Genomic DNA, 15945 nt, shown 5'->3' on the forward strand with positions numbered 1-15945 from the left:
GGTGACATGTAGTGACGAATACTAATAGATCGAGGACTTAACCATATAATATGTAGCAAATGTTATCTAGTTTTGAAGGAATATGCCTTCATAGTTTGGTGATGATGGCAGAGAGGTCACACCCGTTCCCATACCGAACACGGAAGTTAAGCTCTCTAGCGCCGATGGTAGTTGGGACCTTGTCCCTGTGAGAGTAGGACGTTGCCAGGCAAATGGAGGATTAGCTCAGCTGGGAGAGCACCTGCCTTACAAGCAGGGGGTCGGCGGTTCGATCCCGTCATCCTCCACCATATATGTCGGAGGGGTAGCGAAGTGGCTAAACGCGGCGGACTGTAAATCCGCTCCTTCGGGTTCGGCAGTTCGAATCTGCCCCCCTCCACCATTCTTAATTAATGGGCTATAGCCAAGCGGTAAGGCAACGGACTTTGACTCCGTCATGCGCTGGTTCGAATCCAGCTAGCCCAGCCATTAAGAGCCATTAGCTCAGTTGGTAGAGCATCTGACTTTTAATCAGAGGGTCGAAGGTTCGAGTCCTTCATGGCTCACCATTTTAACAAAATATGCGGGTGTGGCGGAATTGGCAGACGCACTAGACTTAGGATCTAGCGCCTTTGGCGTGGGGGTTCGACTCCCTTCACCCGCACTTTTAATAAAATAACTCAAACATGTCTTGCGGAAGTAGTTCAGTGGTAGAATACAACCTTGCCAAGGTTGGGGTCGCGGGTTCGAATCCCGTCTTCCGCTCCAATTTTCAATATGACATGCCGGGGTGGCGGAACAGGCAGACGCACAGGACTTAAAATCCTGCGGTGGGTGACCACCGTGCGGGTTCGACCCCCGCCCTCGGCACCATATGCGCCCGTAGCTCAATTGGATAGAGCGTTTGACTACGGATCAAGAGGTTAGGGGTTCGACTCCTCTCGGGCGCGCTTTTATTAACGGGAAGTGGCTCAGCTTGGTAGAGCACCTGGTTTGGGACCAGGGGGTCGCAGGTTCAAATCCTGTCTTCCCGATATTCCCAATAACATGGGGCCTTAGCTCAGCTGGGAGAGCGCCTGCCTTGCACGCAGGAGGTCAGCGGTTCGATCCCGCTAGGCTCCACTTTATTTATTATATGTCTCGGAGGTATACCCAAGTTCGGCTGAAGGGATCGGTCTTGAAAACCGACAGGCGGTGAGAATCGCGCGGGGGTTCGAATCCCTCTACCTCCTCCATTTTCTTTTTAAATGGATTAGATACATGTAATAATAAAATATTTATTTTTTCCTTCATGGAGGTATACCCAAGTTCGGCTGAAGGGATCGGTCTTGAAAACCGACAGGCGGCGAGAGTCGCGCGGGGGTTCGAATCCCTCTACCTCCTCCATTTTTTAAAATTTTATATTGTCGCGGGGTGGAGCAGCACGGTAGCTCGTCGGGCTCATAACCCGAAGGTCGCAGGTTCAAATCCTGTCCCCGCAACCAAATGGTCCCGTGGTGTAGTGGTTAACATGCCTGCCTGTCACGCAGGAGATCGCCGGTTCGACCCCGGTCGGGACCGCCATTTATGTTGGCTCGGTAGCTCAGTCGGTAGAGCAGAGGACTGAAAATCCTCGTGTCGGCGGTTCGATTCCGTCCCGAGCCACCATTTTTTTATGCCGACTTAGCTCAATTGGTAGAGCAACTGACTTGTAATCAGTAGGTTGGGGGTTCAAGTCCTCTAGTCGGCATCCTTTAGGGGCATAGTTTAAAGGTAGAACTGAGGTCTCCAAAACCTCCAGTGTGGGTTCGATTCCTACTGCCCCTGTAAAGTATATGGGCCTATAGCTCAGCTGGTTAGAGCGCACGCCTGATAAGCGTGAGGTCGATGGTTCGAGTCCATTTAGGCCCACCATATATTATTCCGCAGTAGCTCAGTGGTAGAGCTATCGGCTGTTAACCGATCGGTCGTAGGTTCGAGTCCTACCTGCGGAGCCATGGCCCGTTGGTCAAGTGGTTAAGACACCGCCCTTTCACGGCGGTAACACGGGTTCGAATCCCGTACGGGTCATACAAAAAAGAGTCAGCAATATGCTGACTCTTTTTTATTATGTGTAATCCTCTTTTATCATTTTATTTTCCTGAAATAAATAAAGGGATTTAGGAAAAGCTATGGTATGTATTAAAAGGAGGAGATAAAAAATGACACGAGTTCGAGAACTTATGAGTACTCATATAGTACATTGTACACCGTTAGATAATGTATATGAGGCTGCTGTAAAGATGAAAGAAGAATCGGTTGGATTGATTCCTGTTGTTGAAAATGAACAAGTTGTTGGGCTTGTTACTGATCGAGATTTGGTTGTTCGAGGGATTGCAGAGAAGCATCCTGGATCTAATAAAATTACAAATGTAATGACAACAAATATTGTTTCAGTTTCTCCAGATGATGCTATTGAAAAAGCTACAGAATTAATGGCACAATATCAAATTAGACGATTACCAGTAGTTGAGGGTGGTCAATTAGTTGGGATGTTAGCACTAGGTGACTTAGCTATAAGAGAATCGACAGATGATCAAGCTGGATTTGCTTTAGGTGAAATCTCGGAGCATATAGAATAAAGTGAAACCTTAACGAATAGGTCTTACTGCCCACAAATAGCAAGATAAATTATGTATGAGGAACGGATACATCATTCTAGTATATATAGATTAAATTAATATGCTAGAGTGACGTATCTAGGGCATTATATAATAGGTATACAGTTAATATTTTCGACATTTTTTTAAAATTTTTCATTCCTAATTTTTAATAAGAGAAAAAGTGATATACTGATAGGGATAAGTATTATGATAAATTTTGAATATAACAATATTAATTGGTAGTGATGTAATAATGAATTAATATTTGCTATGTAGATAAAGTGAAATTTTAATTATTGCGGGAGGCTATCCCAAAATGATTATGAGTTGAACCAATCGGGCTTTTACGGGCATTTATCTCCCAACTAAATTTCTAGCATTCGCTGAATTTTGAGGTGGGAGTCTTACTTGGTCGCAAATAGCAGGATAAAAAGGGAAGGGGAATTATATGAAGGCTGTACAGGGCGATCCAAATTGGAATTTGGTTACAGATACATATATAGAACCAAATAATTTTGCTGAATTATTTTCTTTGCTTGTACCTTGTCACCCAAAAGGTGAAGGGAACGAGCGGACTATATTAGCGTGGAAAGAAAAAGAATTTTATAAAGAAGAAAATTTAGCGGCATTTATCGTATATGGAATGAATAAAGTGAAAAATTTACCGCAGTTTCATAAAGATGAAATTCCAACTTTAGTACGTATTCTTCGTTTATGCCAAGAGATTGGTTGGTATGAAGAGGCAAATACTTTTATGATAACACAAGGGCTAGATGAATTTGTCCAAACCTCATTGGAATATGAAACATGGGATCTTTTGACGCAAGCGGTTGCTTTAAACTATTTAATTATTAAATACCGTATTGGTGAATTAACAGATAGGGATGTAGAAATTTGGGATAGAGTTAAATTTAATGAGAAATGTATAAAAGATTGTAAACAGTTATTATCTCATAAAGAAGTATTGGAATTTACATTCTTTTATATGTGTAAAAGAGCGAAGTTACTGTCAAAAGAGCAATTAAATAGTGATATGATGAGTCTAGCGATGTATTGTAATACTTTTGTGTATGATTTATATACACATGACTTATTACGAAAATATCGTAAGTGTACAGACTTCTTATCATATTATGGACCGAGTCAAGCGGTGTTAGCCTGTCAAAGAGCTGTACTTGCTCAAATTTCTGATCGATTAGACCCATTAAAGACAACGCATGTAGATGATTATTTATATGTGATGAAAGAAATGATGGAGCATATGACGATAGGGGTAATGGACCGATATGGTCATTTTATCGGAAAATTACTATCATATGTACCATTTTTTGAAATGATTCAAGTACCACAGCATGCATATTATTGTGAAGAATTACTGTATATTTGTAAGGGCATTGAATATAAGGAAGAAATATTACGCAATTATATATTTATACAATTACATGATTGTTTACCATCATTCTTTAAACTATTTCTTAAAAATAAGCGTTATGCAACTATTCATGATATTTTATTCTATTGGTGCGACGATGAACAAAGAATGAGCTTAGAGAAAAAATATAATCTGAGTTTTATTTATGAAAAATATGCTTGTGGATAAACAGTACTGTATATATGAAAAATTAATATAAATTAAAAAGGATCTCACGTTTATGTGAGATCCTTTTTTGTTAGTAAAACAAGGAGAAAGTAATTAAGATGAGAAATAACATTCCATAAAGGAGAAGTTGTGCAGTATAACTTCCTTGTATACCGAAAAAAGTATTCATTTTTTTATATAAATTCAATATATATTTCATTGGAGTATCTTTGAAAGATTGGTACACAGTGTTTCCTCTTTCTAAGCTTCTTGTTCATGTTTTTTATTATTAGGGACATTCACATATCTAGCTATGAATAATAAAATAGCCATAAAGAATACAGGAAATACGGTAGATAAATAAAAACCATTACTAATTACATTTGTTATAAGGGCACTTAATAGAAAAAGAGCGTTATAGATGTGTGCAATTTTTTGTTTTAGTTGCACTTGGAATGATTCCATCATAATTTCTAAAGTAACAAAAGCAATGATAATAGATAAAAATACAGTGTTTGTATTATAAATGATTAAACAACAGATTAAGCCTAAAAAGGCCAAGTATTCAATTAAGAGAGGTATATTGCGTGGCATACAATTTACCTAACTAAATATGGCAGTGGATTGACTGCATTTGTTTTTTCAAAATTCCATTCTCCATTGTGTAACTCAAAGTGGAGATGTTGTCCGTATGAATGCCCCGTATTTCCCATATGACCTAATATTTGTCCAGTTTGTACTTGATCACCGGCTTGTACAGTGCGATCTTTCATATGAGCATAAACTGTTGTATATAATTTCCCATTAATTTGATGGGCGATGAACACGACATTACCGTAACTAGCTGAATAATAAGACTTCACAACTTTACCTGCAGCGGCAGCTTGAATGGATACGTTCCCTTGAGCTGCAATATCTATACCATAATGCATTTGTTCCCAGCGCATATCAAAGGTTGAGCTAACTCTTCCTTGAGCAGGGAATTTGAAAGCTACTGGAATGGATGAAGATTGAGCTGTTTTAGCTTGTGATTGCGGTTGATTTTGCACTACATAGTGTTTTGCCACATATCCGTATCCTGTACCAAAACGAATTTTATACCAAGTTCCTACAGTTTCTACTACTTGCACTTGTGTACCATTTTGTAATGAACCAAGTAGAGAACTGCTTGTACTAGCATTACTACGTACATTAAGTTTTGGTGTTGCAACTGTGTACTTCGTATTATTTTGAACGGTAATTCCTTTTACTAAAGGTTGTGAGCCATTAGATATGAATGCTTTTTGTACATAACCTGTTTGACCATTATGTAAAATCTTATACCATTCGCCTTGTTCTTCTTGAATGGTAACGAACTTACCATTTGGTAATACATCTAAAATTGAAGATTCTAAATTAGGTTCAGAGCGAACGTTTAATGCATTAGCATTGACGATGTATTGATTATTAGATTGAAGTTTGTTTTTTAGTAGAATAGCATCTTTTTGCACGTAACCTACTGTATTATTAACAGATACTTTATACCAATCATTCGTTGTTTCAAGTATATTCACTTTCGTATTAAAGCGGATTTTATCAATAGATATGCTATTTATATTGTCTTCTTTATGTAAAGTTGCTTGATCCACTTTGACATACCCAGTTTTAACATTAGATAATTGTTCAGCATTTGCTTTTTGTACATTTGTTTCTCCCATAGAAGGCAGTAAAGAAGCAATTGCGACAGTGGTTGCTGTTAGAGCAGTAGCTTTCATATTCATATAATAGAGACCTCCTCTAGTTGTATAGTTGTAATTTTATTATAGTATAAAGATATAATATAGTGGGTTTATTCACATAAATGTAATATGAAATCAATATAAAAATAAATTTTTTGAGGATAATGATTCCTTTTTATCCAATTAATTAGGATGTTTATTTTAAAAATAGAATATAAGTGTTGTATAGCTTTAATATTTTGTTGACAATTAAGAAAATTAAAACAGTTGATGATGTCTTATGACGATGTTATACTGACAGTGATAATTTTATAGTTTGCTAGGAGAGCTGGTGTTGCCAGCTGAGAGTGGGCCGTAAGCCTTTGATCCTTTTTATTACCTGATCTAGATTATGCTAGCGTAGGGAAGCAATTCGGACAATAACTATGAGTCCCCGTTTCTTTGCGTATAGAAACGGGGCTTTTTTATTTGAAAATTTCATATTGAACCACTAGGGGTGCTTGATGTGCTGAGAGAGGAATAATCCTTAACCCTTACAGACCTGATCTAGGTAATACTAGCGAAGGGAAGTGGAACATCGAATAAATGTATAATTTTATTTGCTGTAACCACTTCTTATATAGAGAAGTGGTTTTTTATTTAAATACACATATTGAAAGGGGAAATAGCAATGAAATTTTGCGATAGATTATTAGAAACTGTGCAACCTGTTTGGGAGAAAAGTCATAATCATCCGTTTGTAGTAGGTATGGGGAATGGTACGTTAGAAAAAGATAAATTCCAATATTATATTATTCAAGACTATTTATATTTGCTAGATTATGCAAAGCTATATGCGATTGGTGTTGTAAAAGCAACAAATCCACAAATCATGGGAAAGTTTGCTGAACAAATTGATGGAATATTAAATGGAGAAATGACGATTCATAAACAATACGCAAAAAGATTAGGTATTTCTGTAGAAGAAATGGAATCTGCAAAACCATCAGCTAAAAATTTAGCTTATACAAACTATATGATGTCAGTATCTCAAAATGGCACACTTGCAGAATTAATAGCAGCACTTCTTCCGTGTATGTGGAGTTATTGGGAGATTGGAAAGCGTTTGAATGATATTCCTGGAGCGAGAGATCATGAATTCTTTGGTGAGTGGATTCAAGGATATAGTTCTGAAGAATACGGTAACCTTTGTATTTGGTTAATAGATTTATTAAATGAAATGGCAGTTGGGAAATCAGAGAAAGAACTAGACCGATTAGAGGAGATTTTCTTATATTCCAGTCGATTTGAATATTTATTCTGGGATATGTCCTATCGCAAGGAGATGTGGGGATTTGAGGAGCAAGAACATACTACAGTTTCATAATGTTTCTTTTCATTATGATGAGAAACCGATCATCAATGAATTAAATGCTTCTATACAAGAGAAAGAATTTGTAAGTATTATCGGACCAAGTGGTTGTGGGAAAAGCACTTTATTTCGCCTTATTACAGGCTTAGAAGAAGCAAGTACTGGACAAATAGAGCTGACAGAAACAAAGAGTCACCCTGTAGGATATATGCCTCAAAAAGATATGCTATTGCCGTGGAGAACAATTATTGAAAATGCTGCCCTGCCACTAGAGTGCCAAGGTGTGCCGAAGAAAGAAGCGCAAGTGAAGGCAAAGGAACTGTTACATAAATTTGGTTTACAAGGATATGAGGAAAAATACCCGAAAGATTTATCTGGCGGTATGAGGCAGCGCGTATCTTTTATCCGAACTTTATTAACAGGTGGGGAGATATTGTTACTAGATGAACCGTTTAGTGCATTAGATGCCTTAACAAAGGCATCATTGCAAGAATGGTTGTTTGAACAATGGAAAGAGTGGAAAAAAACAATTTTATTCATCACTCATGATGTGGAAGAAGCGCTATTTCTTTCGAATCGAATTTTAGTAGTGGAGGAGCAGCCGATAACGACATTGACTGAGAGGATTGTGCCGCTTGATCATAATCGAACACGAAAGGATTTATATAAACCGGACGTGTTAGCGCTGAAAGAGGAGCTTCTTAGTATGTTACAAAGGCAGGTACTTGTATGATGAGCCGATTGAAAGAATTAGTTCCTGCCATTACTCTTTCTAGTATTTTACTTGTTATGTGGGAAATAGGAGCAAGAATTGTAGATGAGATGTACATTTTACCGTCACCGTCTGCAATTGTAATGAAGATATGGAAACTAAAAGACATATTATTTACGGTTCATTTACCGGCAACGTTATACGTCGTTTTAATAGGGGTTGTTATTTCTATCGTACTAGGTGTGGGGCTAGCAATGTTAATGAACGCGAGTACATGGATGGAAAGAGCATTTTATCCATTATTAGTTGCCTCACAAACGATTCCGATTACCGCGCTTGCTCCGCTTTTCGTTTTATGGTTTGGATACACAATCTGGAGTAAGGTTGTTGTTACAGTTTTAATTACTTTTTTCCCAATTGCAGTCAATACGTACGATGGATTGCGCAGTACGAAAAAAGAATGGGAGGAGCTCTTAGTTACATATGGAGCAACGAAAAAAGATGTTTTTCTTAAGTTAAAGTTGCCGTCTGCACTTCCTTATTTTTTCTCAGCTTTAAAAATTGCAGTTCCGCTTAGTGTCATTGGAGCAGCAATTGGAGAATGGCTTGGTGCGCAAGCTGGGCTTGGATATTTCAGTAAGAGAATGATGACGCAGTTAGACGGGGCTGGTGTATTCGCACCCATTGTATTGTTATCATTATTAGCTATTTTCTTCGTCATACTTATTTCCATATTAGAAAAGAAATTCATTAGTTGGAGGAAGCATTCATGAAATTATTAAAACGCATCTTTGTGTTCACATTATTAGTTGCAATGATTGCAGGATGTTCGAGTAATTCAGCATCCGATAAAAGTAAAAAAGAAAAAGAAATAACGGTCATGCTTGATTGGTATCCAAATGCGGTGCATAGCTTTATTTATGCAGCAATTGAAAAAGGATACTTTAAAGAAGAAGGAGTAAAAGTAAATATTAAATTCCCTTCTAATCCGACTGATCCATTAACGTTAGCGGCAGCAGGGAAAGTGACAGTTGGCTTGTATTATCAGCCAGATGTTGTTATGGCAAGAGCAAATGAACAAATTCCAGTGAAATCAATTGGGGCTGTCGTACGTTCCCCATTAAATCATGTCGTATCGCTGAAGTCAGCAGGCATTCAATCACCGAAAGATTTAGAAGGTAAAACAGTAGGTTACTCTGGAACGCCTTTAAGTGAAGCATATTTAAAAACGATGATAAAAGAAGATGGCGGTAATCCAGATACAGTAAAAGTAGTTGATGTTGGATTTGATTTAGTGCCAGCGTTAATTACGAAAAAAGTAGATGCTGTAACAGGAGCATACATTAACCATGAAGTACCTGTTATGCGTCACGAGGGCCATGAACCAGCGTACTTTAATCCAGCTGATTACGGCGTACCGAATTATCATGAGCTTGTATTTGTAACAGGTGATAAAACGTTGAAAAAAGATAAAGAAGCATTGCAAGCTTTCTTACGTGGTACGAAAAAAGGTTATGAGTTTATGAAGAAAAATCCAGATGAAGCATTAAATATTTTATTAGATCACCAAGAAAAAGAAAACTTCCCGCTTGTGCCAGAAGTTGAAAAAGAAAGTATGAAAATTTTACTAGAGAAGATGGAAACGAAAGATGAGCCATTCTTATCAGATTCAAAAGTGTCTTGGGAAAAACAAAATAAATGGCTGAAAGACAAAGGAATGACGAAAGAAATTGTTCCAGCCGATGAGCTATTCGAAAATATTTTAAAGTAGGCGAATGAATATGAAAAATGAGCTTCACGTAATCTCAAATGGCCATATGCCGTTCGAAGAGTTAGTGAATGTAGCGATGCAAATTGAGAGTGAGATTGATTATTTGCATATTCGTGAGCGTGAGAAAAGTACGAAGGAATTATATGAAGGGGTGGAAAGTCTTTTAAAAAAAGGCTTTCCGGCATCTAAACTTGTTATAAATGACCGAATTGATATTGCTATTTTATTAAATATCCCGCGTGTGCAGCTAGGATATCGAAGCACGGATGTAAGGTCGGTGAAAGAAAAGTTTTCGTATTTGCATGTTGGCTATTCCGTACATTCTTTAGAAGAAGCGATAGAGGCTTTTAAGAATGGTGCTGATTCGCTCGTCTATGGTCATGTATTTCCGACAGATTGTAAAAAAGGTGTGCCAGCGAGAGGGTTAGAGGAAATTTCTTGCATTGCAAAGAGCTTATCGATTCCGATTATAGCTATTGGAGGAATTACGCCTGAAAATACAAGGGATGTTCTTGCAAGTGAAGTAAGTGGAATTGCTGTTATGTCTAGAATTGTAAGTAATAGTAACCCGTATAGCAGAGCGAAATCTTATAAGGAATCAATAAGAAAGTGGGCGGGGAAACATGTGTAAGAAGTATGATGTAGCAATTATTGGTGGTGGTGTAATTGGTAGTTCAGTTGCACATTTTCTAGCAGAAAGAGGACATAAAGTAGCAGTTATAGAGAAGCAAAGGATTGCATCGGAAGCTTCGAAAGCTGCTGCTGGCTTGCTCGGTGTTCAGGCAGAATGGGATGCGTATGATCCGCTATTTGAACTTGCTAGAGAAAGCCGTGCTATATTCCCACAACTTGCAACAGTTTTACGTGAAAAGACGGGTATTGATATTGGATATGAGGAAAAAGGAATATATCGCATTGCCCAAAATGAAGGTGAAAGGGAAAGAATTCTTCACATTATGGATTGGCAGCAGAAAACAGGTGAAGATTCCTATTTTCTAACGGGAGACCATTTACGAGAAAAAGAGCCGTTTCTATCCGAATCAATTATCGGAGCGGTATATTATCCGAAAGATGGTCACGTTATTGCACCAGAGCTTACGAAAGCATTCGCACAGTCTGCATCCATTTCCGGTGCTGATATATATGAACAGACAGAGGTATTTGATATTCGTATTGAAAATAATAAAGTGGCTGGAATTGTTACAAGCGAAGGTATTATTGCGTGTGAGAAAGTCGTTATTGCAGGAGGTTCATGGAGCACGAAGCTACTAGGTCATTTTCACCGCGATTGGGGTACATATCCAGTTAAAGGAGAAGTGGTTGCGGTAAGAAGCAGGAAGCCACTATTGAAAGCCCCTATTTTCCAAGAAAGATTTTATATCGCACCGAAACGTGGTGGTCGTTATGTAATAGGGGCAACGATGCATCCTCATACGTTCAATAAAACTGTGCAGCCAGAAAGTATTACTTCTATATTAGAGCGTGCTTACACAATATTGCCGGCTTTAAAAGAGGCAGAGTGGGAAAGCACATGGGCCGGATTAAGGCCACAATCGAATCATGAAGCTCCTTATATGGGAGAGCATGGAGAAATAAAAGGTTTATATGCTTGTACTGGGCATTATCGAAACGGTATTTTATTAAGCCCTGTTTCTGGTCAGTATATGGCTGATTTAATAGAAGGAAAGCAGGAGAATCACTTGCTAGATTCATTGCTTTCTAAAACGGTTTAGAAAGGGGATGGAAGTTTGAATTTAAAAATTAATGGTAACCAAATGGAAGTGCCAGCGAGTGTGAAAACAGTAGCTGAGCTACTTACACATTTAGAGTTAGATAACAGAATTGTTGTAGTAGAGCGTAATAAAGATATTTTACAAAAAGATGATCATAAAGATACATCTGTTTTTGATGGAGACCAAATTGAGATTGTAACTTTCGTAGGAGGCGGTTGATTATGTTAAACATTGGACCATTTTCATTTCATTCTAGACTTTTATTAGGAACAGGAAAATTCCCTGATTTTGATGTACAGCAAAAGGCGATTGATGTATCTGAGGCTGAGGTTTTAACATTCGCAGTACGTCGTATGGATATATTTGATGCAAAGCAGCCTAATTTATTAGAGAAACTTGATGTGAAAAAATATACCTTATTACCGAATACAGCTGGAGCAAAAAATGCTGAAGAAGCTGTTCGTATTGCAAAATTAGCAAAAGCTTCAGGGCTTTGCGACATGATCAAAGTTGAAGTTATTGGTGATGATAGAACGTTATTACCTGATCCGGTAGAAACGTTAAAGGCATCTGAAATGTTACTAGAAGAAGGATTCATCGTACTTCCATACACATCTGATGATGTGGTATTAGCGCGTAAATTACAAGAACTAGGTGTGCATGCGATTATGCCAGGAGCATCACCAATTGGTTCAGGGCTTGGTATTGTAAATCCGTTAAATTTAAGTTTCATTATTGAACAAGCGACGGTACCAGTTATCGTTGATGCTGGTATCGGTAGCCCAGCTGATGCGGCATTTGCAATGGAATTAGGAGCAGATGGTGTGTTATTAAATACAGCAGTGTCTGGTGCGAAAGACCCTATTAAAATGGCACAGGCAATGAAATTAAGTATTGAAGCAGGACGTTTAGGATTTGAAGCAGGTCGTATTGCTCGCAAACGTTGTGCAACTGCAAGTAGTCCTTTAGAAGGAATGAGTGTAGTTGAATAATCGATATTCTCGCCAAGAATTATTTTCTCCAATTGGAGAAGAAGGACAACAAAAAATAAGAGAAAAGCATGTACTCATTATTGGTGCGGGTGCATTAGGTAGTGCAAATGCAGAAATGTTCGTAAGAGCAGGTGTTGGCACAGTAACGATTGTTGACCGGGATTATGTCGATTGGAGTAATTTACAAAGGCAACAATTGTACGCAGAGAGTGATGTAGAAAATAATCTTCCGAAGGCTGTAGCGGCAAAGAAACGTCTAGAAGAGATTAATAGTGAAGTAAGAGTAGAAGCTCTCGTTCAAGATGTAACGGCTGAGGAGTTAGAAGAACTTGTTACAAACGTTGATGTAATTATTGATGCAACTGATAATTTCGAAACGCGTTTCATTGTAAATGATATAGCACAAAAGTATGCTATTCCATGGATTTACGGTGCATGTGTAGGGAGTTACGGCCTTTCTTACACAATTCTTCCTAGTAAAACGCCATGTTTATCATGTTTATTACAATCGATTCCGCTTGGCGGTGCGACATGTGATACAGCGGGCATTATATCACCTGCTGTATCTCTCGTCGTTTCTCATCAAGTAACAGAAGCTCTTAAACTATTAGTGGAAGATTACGAATCACTTCGAGATGGACTTGCGTCGTTCGATGTATGGAAGAATGAATATTCATGTATGAATGTGCAAAAGCTTCGTAAACACAATTGTCCTTCGTGCGGAGAGAATGCATTATATCCGTATTTAAATAAAGAAAACACATCGAAAACAGCAGTTTTATGCGGGAGAAATACAGTTCAAATTAGACCGCCTTATAAAGAAGAAATGAATTTTGAACGATACAAAGAGCTGCTGAATGATCGTGTGAAGGATTTAAATGTAAATCCATATTTATTATCATTTTCTGTGGAAGAAAAGAGATTAGTTGCTTTTAAAGATGGTCGTGTACTCGTACATGGAACGAAAGATATAAGCGAAGCAAAAACGATTTATCATCGCTATTTTGGATAGAAAAGGATGAGTGGGATGAAAGTAAATAAAGCTTTAACAATTGCAGGGTCTGATAGTGGCGGCGGTGCTGGAATTCAAGCAGATTTAAAAACATTCCAAGAGCTTGGTGTGTATGGGATGACGGCTATTACGGCAATTACTGCTCAAAATACGCTTGGCGTTCAAGGGGTATATCCTGTTTCGTTAGAAGGTATTACGGAACAGCTGAATTCAATTGGTACGGATTTAACACCAGATGCGGTGAAACTAGGAATGTTATTTAGCAGTGAAATTATTCAAATTGTAGCAGAACATATAAAGAAGTTTGGCTGGAATAATATTGTACTAGATCCTGTTATGATTGCTAAGGGTGGTGCATCATTATTACAACAAGAAGCAGTGCAAGCATTAAAAGAATATTTATTACCAGTAGCAACGGTTGTAACACCGAATGTTCCTGAGGCAGAAGTGTTAACTGGTATGGAGATTCATAATATTGAAGATAGTAAGGAAGCGGCGAAAGTACTGCATGAATTAGGTGCGAAATACGTGCTTATGAAGGGCGGACATGCAGAATATCAAGGTAATGAAGTAATCGATTTACTCTTTGATGGAGAAGAATTTATTGAATTTAGAAGTGAACGAATTCCTTCGAAACAAACGCACGGAAGCGGGTGTACATTTGCTTCAGCAGTTACAGCAGGACTGGCGAAAGGGTACTCGATGGAAGAAGCAGTCCAAGAGGCAAAACGATTTATTAGTATAGCAATTGAAGAGCCGTTGAATATTGGAAGTGGTCATGGACCGACGAATCATTTTGCATATAAAGTGAATAAAACGAGTGTGTAGGTAAGTGAAAAGTCAGTTTTATAACTGGCTTTTTTTCTGTTTACTTTTTCCAAATACAGGAGTAATATATCAGCCAGAATATATTTTTTGTAATACGCTGAGTCCAATTATATGGAGCGGAGGAACCAATTCGTGCAGTGTCACTTGGGGTGAATCTTTCAATTTTGAAAGTAGGGCTACTCTCAAAGCCCGAATCCGACAGCTAACTTCGTAAGCGTCTTGAGAGAGGACGGTGCCATGATGGATACATCACTTCATCGATCTGATTAGTATAGGGAAATATCAATCTATGTTTGAGTTCTTTTATGCTAAGGAGGATGAGGTACATGGAACTAACACTTATTTGTGTTGGAGAAGAAAGCAAGGTAAATAGTTTAATAGATTTAGTAGCATTTCAACATGAGTTAATTATTTTTACAGCAAATGAAGAGATAGCGGCTGAAGTTAGGAATTGTGGGTTTGATTGGACGTATAGTTGTAGTAAGGAGCAGGATTTTACTAGTATTTGTGAGTGTATTAAGAAGGTGATTTTACTAGGGGATGAGCTTCCAATCGTTAGCTTCTTTACAGAACACATTCGCTTTTCTTTTCAAGCACCTATTACTGTTGTTACAAGGAATAAACGATATCCAGCAAGGCTCTATGAAACAATTGGAGCTACATTTGTTGTGTTTACGAATTGTGATAATATTTCTTTTTTATTTTTTGAATAGGGTGGAGGAAAAGAAGATGAAGGTGTTGTTACTAGGAGATATAGCAAATCGTTGGGCGGTATCAGTAGATCGAGTTCAAGAATTGGTGGTGCTTGATCCCATTTTTCCAAGGCCCTATATCATATTGCCATCGAAAGACGCTTTATATTTAAAAACAGATGTTATCGAATATGAGCAGCTACATGCAGAATTGTCACAAGTTTATATTCGCGGGAGAAATTTACGTGCTTTTTTACGAGGAGAATAAATAGTGTATGAAAAAAGAGCGAATGCGAAGTGCAACAAGTTATGCACTTCATGTCATTCGCTCTTTTTATTTCGTATTTAAAAGATCATTTCTGTGAAACAGAAAGAAAAAACGAGAAAACAGATGAAAGAATATTAATAACACTCAATGTAAGCGTTTAAATAGATGGTTATTTTCTTATTTTCAGTAATTTGCCTCTTTACAAGTGAAAAATAGAGGAGTATATTTACTCTCATAAATCATTCATAAAATTTCCAAAAAAACCTAAAATCGCTGAGTTCCAGAAATGGAGCGGGGGAACCAATTTTGTGCATCGTCACTTGGGGTGAATCTTTCAGTTTTGAAAGTAGGGCTACTCTTTAGGCCCGAATCCGACAGCTAACCTCGTAAGCGTTTAGAGAGGAGGTTTACTTTTTGTTGTTCAATTTTTTGAACACTGAGTAGAGCTCAGTGTTCTTTTTTTATATTTTAATGGTAAATTTTTACAGAAAAGCGAGGGGTAGCTATGTTAGATGTTGTAATGATCGGAATTTTTGTTGTGTTAGTCGCATCGATGGCAAGTCTTGCAAGTTGGTCAGATAAAGTTGTGAAAGAAGGGAAGCAATCATGATGATTGCCTTATCGATTATTGTTGCAGCAATTACGGTGTACTTAGTGTATGCATTATTAAATCCGGAAAAGTTTTAATT

General features: G+C 37.9%; 18 protein-coding genes, 20 tRNA genes, 1 rRNA gene and 4 riboswitches. Of the genes, 37 read left to right on the forward strand and 2 right to left on the reverse strand.

Annotated elements, in window-relative coordinates:
* Positions 1–94 precede the first annotated feature (94 nt).
* From rrf to DN410_RS20305, 23 genes are all read left to right on the forward strand, one after another.
* Positions 95–210 (forward strand): 5S ribosomal RNA (gene rrf, locus DN410_RS20195).
* Between the two features lie 4 nt (positions 211–214).
* Positions 215–290: transfer RNA gene (locus DN410_RS20200), tRNA-Val, on the forward strand.
* Between the two features lie 8 nt (positions 291–298).
* Positions 299–382 (forward strand) — tRNA-Tyr (locus tag DN410_RS20205).
* Between the two features lie 11 nt (positions 383–393).
* Positions 394–468: transfer RNA gene (locus DN410_RS20210), tRNA-Gln, on the forward strand.
* A 4-nt stretch (positions 469–472) separates the two neighbouring features.
* Positions 473–548 (forward strand) — tRNA-Lys (locus tag DN410_RS20215).
* Positions 549–562: 14 nt separating this feature from the next.
* A tRNA-Leu gene (locus tag DN410_RS20220) sits at positions 563–643 on the forward strand.
* Between the two features lie 29 nt (positions 644–672).
* A tRNA-Gly gene (locus DN410_RS20225) sits at positions 673–747 on the forward strand.
* A 16-nt stretch (positions 748–763) separates the two neighbouring features.
* Positions 764–852: transfer RNA gene (locus DN410_RS20230), tRNA-Leu, on the forward strand.
* Between the two features lie 3 nt (positions 853–855).
* A tRNA-Arg gene (locus DN410_RS20235) sits at positions 856–929 on the forward strand.
* A 10-nt stretch (positions 930–939) separates the two neighbouring features.
* A tRNA-Pro gene (locus tag DN410_RS20240) sits at positions 940–1013 on the forward strand.
* Between the two features lie 15 nt (positions 1014–1028).
* Positions 1029–1101, forward strand: a tRNA-Ala gene (locus tag DN410_RS20245).
* Between the two features lie 20 nt (positions 1102–1121).
* Positions 1122–1214, forward strand: a tRNA-Ser gene (locus DN410_RS20250).
* A gap of 58 nt (positions 1215–1272) precedes the next feature.
* Positions 1273–1365: transfer RNA gene (locus tag DN410_RS20255), tRNA-Ser, on the forward strand.
* Positions 1366–1386: 21 nt separating this feature from the next.
* Positions 1387–1463 (forward strand) — tRNA-Met (locus tag DN410_RS20260).
* A gap of 3 nt (positions 1464–1466) precedes the next feature.
* Positions 1467–1542, forward strand: a tRNA-Asp gene (locus tag DN410_RS20265).
* A gap of 8 nt (positions 1543–1550) precedes the next feature.
* A tRNA-Phe gene (locus DN410_RS20270) sits at positions 1551–1626 on the forward strand.
* A 9-nt stretch (positions 1627–1635) separates the two neighbouring features.
* A tRNA-Thr gene (locus DN410_RS20275) sits at positions 1636–1708 on the forward strand.
* A gap of 6 nt (positions 1709–1714) precedes the next feature.
* Positions 1715–1785 (forward strand) — tRNA-Trp (locus DN410_RS20280).
* Between the two features lie 10 nt (positions 1786–1795).
* Positions 1796–1872 (forward strand) — tRNA-Ile (locus DN410_RS20285).
* Positions 1873–1880: 8 nt separating this feature from the next.
* Positions 1881–1955 (forward strand) — tRNA-Asn (locus DN410_RS20290).
* A 1-nt stretch (position 1956) separates the two neighbouring features.
* Positions 1957–2028, forward strand: a tRNA-Glu gene (locus DN410_RS20295).
* 131 nt (positions 2029–2159) lie between these two features.
* The gene (locus DN410_RS20300) at positions 2160–2579 is read left to right on the forward strand and encodes a CBS domain-containing protein (protein ID WP_149177800.1); all 420 of its coding nucleotides are present in this window, start codon (positions 2160–2162) and stop codon (positions 2577–2579) included.
* 469 nt (positions 2580–3048) lie between these two features.
* Positions 3049–4200: a DUF3965 domain-containing protein gene (locus DN410_RS20305; RefSeq protein WP_149177801.1), complete on the forward strand. Its 1152-nt coding sequence runs from the start codon at positions 3049–3051 to the stop codon at positions 4198–4200.
* A gap of 240 nt (positions 4201–4440) precedes the next feature.
* Here DN410_RS20305 and DN410_RS20310 read toward each other — a convergent pair whose 3' ends face one another.
* Both DN410_RS20310 and DN410_RS20315 read right to left on the reverse strand, forming a co-directional pair.
* Positions 4441–4773 carry a hypothetical protein gene (locus DN410_RS20310; RefSeq protein ID WP_149177802.1) on the reverse strand — a complete coding sequence of 111 codons (333 nt, stop codon included), beginning with the start codon at positions 4771–4773 and terminating at the stop codon, positions 4441–4443.
* 5 nt (positions 4774–4778) lie between these two features.
* A complete protein-coding gene (locus tag DN410_RS20315; protein ID WP_149177803.1) occupies positions 4779–5939 on the reverse strand; it encodes an SH3 domain-containing protein in 1161 nt (386 codons plus the stop codon).
* 269 nt (positions 5940–6208) lie between these two features.
* Positions 6209–6320: riboswitch (TPP riboswitch) on the forward strand.
* A 59-nt stretch (positions 6321–6379) separates the two neighbouring features.
* Positions 6380–6482: riboswitch (TPP riboswitch) on the forward strand.
* Positions 6483–6567: 85 nt separating this feature from the next.
* On the opposite strand from DN410_RS20315, the gene tenA reads away from it, so the two are divergent.
* The 14 genes from tenA to kdpF all read left to right on the forward strand — a co-directional run bounded on the left by tenA (position 6568) and on the right by kdpF (position 15943).
* Entirely contained in the window at positions 6568–7263 is a 696-nt protein-coding gene (tenA, locus tag DN410_RS20320; RefSeq protein ID WP_149177804.1) for a thiaminase II, read from the forward strand.
* A complete protein-coding gene (locus tag DN410_RS20325) occupies positions 7232–7981 on the forward strand; it encodes an ABC transporter ATP-binding protein (protein ID WP_149177805.1) in 750 nt (249 codons plus the stop codon). The genes tenA and DN410_RS20325 overlap by 32 nt, the downstream gene beginning before the upstream one ends.
* Complete coding sequence (locus DN410_RS20330; RefSeq protein ID WP_149177919.1) at positions 7981–8733, forward strand: ABC transporter permease; 753 nt, start codon at positions 7981–7983, stop codon at positions 8731–8733. The genes DN410_RS20325 and DN410_RS20330 overlap by 1 nt, the downstream gene beginning before the upstream one ends.
* On the forward strand, positions 8730–9731 hold the full coding sequence (locus DN410_RS20335) for an ABC transporter substrate-binding protein (protein ID WP_149177806.1): 1002 nt from the start codon (positions 8730–8732) through the stop codon (positions 9729–9731). Before DN410_RS20330 ends, DN410_RS20335 begins: the two co-directional genes overlap by 4 nt.
* A 10-nt stretch (positions 9732–9741) precedes the next feature.
* Entirely contained in the window at positions 9742–10362 is a 621-nt protein-coding gene (tenI, locus tag DN410_RS20340) for a thiazole tautomerase TenI (RefSeq protein WP_149177807.1), read from the forward strand.
* A complete protein-coding gene (thiO, locus tag DN410_RS20345) occupies positions 10355–11464 on the forward strand; it encodes a glycine oxidase ThiO (protein ID WP_149177808.1) in 1110 nt (369 codons plus the stop codon). Before tenI ends, thiO begins: the two co-directional genes overlap by 8 nt.
* Before the next feature lie 15 nt (positions 11465–11479).
* Positions 11480–11683 (forward strand): sulfur carrier protein ThiS, encoded by a 204-nt coding sequence (thiS, locus tag DN410_RS20350; RefSeq protein WP_088232358.1) that lies wholly within the window; start codon positions 11480–11482, stop codon positions 11681–11683.
* A 2-nt stretch (positions 11684–11685) separates the two neighbouring features.
* Positions 11686–12456: a thiazole synthase gene (gene thiG, locus DN410_RS20355; RefSeq protein ID WP_000931995.1), complete on the forward strand. Its 771-nt coding sequence runs from the start codon at positions 11686–11688 to the stop codon at positions 12454–12456.
* Positions 12449–13468, forward strand: coding sequence for a thiazole biosynthesis adenylyltransferase ThiF (gene thiF, locus DN410_RS20360; RefSeq protein WP_149177809.1), 1020 nt, complete (start codon positions 12449–12451; stop codon positions 13466–13468). Before thiG ends, thiF begins: the two co-directional genes overlap by 8 nt.
* Positions 13469–13474: 6 nt before the next feature.
* Positions 13475–14296 carry a bifunctional hydroxymethylpyrimidine kinase/phosphomethylpyrimidine kinase gene (thiD, locus tag DN410_RS20365; protein WP_149177810.1) on the forward strand — a complete coding sequence of 274 codons (822 nt, stop codon included), beginning with the start codon at positions 13475–13477 and terminating at the stop codon, positions 14294–14296.
* A gap of 85 nt (positions 14297–14381) precedes the next feature.
* Positions 14382–14529, forward strand: a riboswitch (cyclic di-AMP (ydaO/yuaA leader).
* Between the two features lie 93 nt (positions 14530–14622).
* Positions 14623–15009, forward strand: a complete 387-nt coding sequence (locus tag DN410_RS20370) for a hypothetical protein (RefSeq protein WP_149177811.1) — start codon at positions 14623–14625, stop codon at positions 15007–15009.
* A gap of 16 nt (positions 15010–15025) precedes the next feature.
* The gene (locus tag DN410_RS20375) at positions 15026–15256 is read left to right on the forward strand and encodes a hypothetical protein (RefSeq protein WP_048526269.1); all 231 of its coding nucleotides are present in this window, start codon (positions 15026–15028) and stop codon (positions 15254–15256) included.
* Positions 15257–15517: 261 nt separating this feature from the next.
* Positions 15518–15663, forward strand: a riboswitch (cyclic di-AMP (ydaO/yuaA leader).
* A 98-nt stretch (positions 15664–15761) separates the two neighbouring features.
* Entirely contained in the window at positions 15762–15866 is a 105-nt protein-coding gene (locus tag DN410_RS20380; protein WP_000887889.1) for a SipW-dependent-type signal peptide-containing protein, read from the forward strand.
* Positions 15863–15943: a K(+)-transporting ATPase subunit F gene (kdpF, locus tag DN410_RS20385; protein ID WP_000972376.1), complete on the forward strand. Its 81-nt coding sequence runs from the start codon at positions 15863–15865 to the stop codon at positions 15941–15943. The genes DN410_RS20380 and kdpF overlap by 4 nt, the downstream gene beginning before the upstream one ends.
* Positions 15944–15945 lie beyond the last annotated feature (2 nt).

Origin of the sequence: Bacillus sp. SH5-2, from assembly GCF_008368905.1 — a bacterium.
In the GTDB taxonomy this organism is placed as follows: domain Bacteria; phylum Bacillota; class Bacilli; order Bacillales; family Bacillaceae_G; genus Bacillus_A; species Bacillus_A luti.

Coding starts and splice junctions, on each gene's coding strand:
- DN410_RS20380 (WP_000887889.1), top strand. CDS start 15,762: ATGTTAGATGTTGTAATGATCGGAATTTTTGTTGTGTTAGTCGCATCG.
- DN410_RS20375 (WP_048526269.1), top strand. CDS start 15,026: ATGAAGGTGTTGTTACTAGGAGATATAGCAAATCGTTGGGCGGTATCA.
- thiG (WP_000931995.1), top strand. CDS start 11,686: ATGTTAAACATTGGACCATTTTCATTTCATTCTAGACTTTTATTAGGA.
- kdpF (WP_000972376.1), top strand. CDS start 15,863: ATGATGATTGCCTTATCGATTATTGTTGCAGCAATTACGGTGTACTTA.
- DN410_RS20315 (WP_149177803.1), bottom strand. CDS start 5,939: ATGAATATGAAAGCTACTGCTCTAACAGCAACCACTGTCGCAATTGCT.
- tenA (WP_149177804.1), top strand. CDS start 6,568: ATGAAATTTTGCGATAGATTATTAGAAACTGTGCAACCTGTTTGGGAG.
- thiD (WP_149177810.1), top strand. CDS start 13,475: ATGAGTGGGATGAAAGTAAATAAAGCTTTAACAATTGCAGGGTCTGAT.
- DN410_RS20330 (WP_149177919.1), top strand. CDS start 7,981: ATGAGCCGATTGAAAGAATTAGTTCCTGCCATTACTCTTTCTAGTATT.
- thiO (WP_149177808.1), top strand. CDS start 10,355: ATGTGTAAGAAGTATGATGTAGCAATTATTGGTGGTGGTGTAATTGGT.
- DN410_RS20310 (WP_149177802.1), bottom strand. CDS start 4,773: ATGCCACGCAATATACCTCTCTTAATTGAATACTTGGCCTTTTTAGGC.
- DN410_RS20305 (WP_149177801.1), top strand. CDS start 3,049: ATGAAGGCTGTACAGGGCGATCCAAATTGGAATTTGGTTACAGATACA.
- DN410_RS20335 (WP_149177806.1), top strand. CDS start 8,730: ATGAAATTATTAAAACGCATCTTTGTGTTCACATTATTAGTTGCAATG.
- tenI (WP_149177807.1), top strand. CDS start 9,742: ATGAAAAATGAGCTTCACGTAATCTCAAATGGCCATATGCCGTTCGAA.
- DN410_RS20370 (WP_149177811.1), top strand. CDS start 14,623: ATGGAACTAACACTTATTTGTGTTGGAGAAGAAAGCAAGGTAAATAGT.
- DN410_RS20300 (WP_149177800.1), top strand. CDS start 2,160: ATGACACGAGTTCGAGAACTTATGAGTACTCATATAGTACATTGTACA.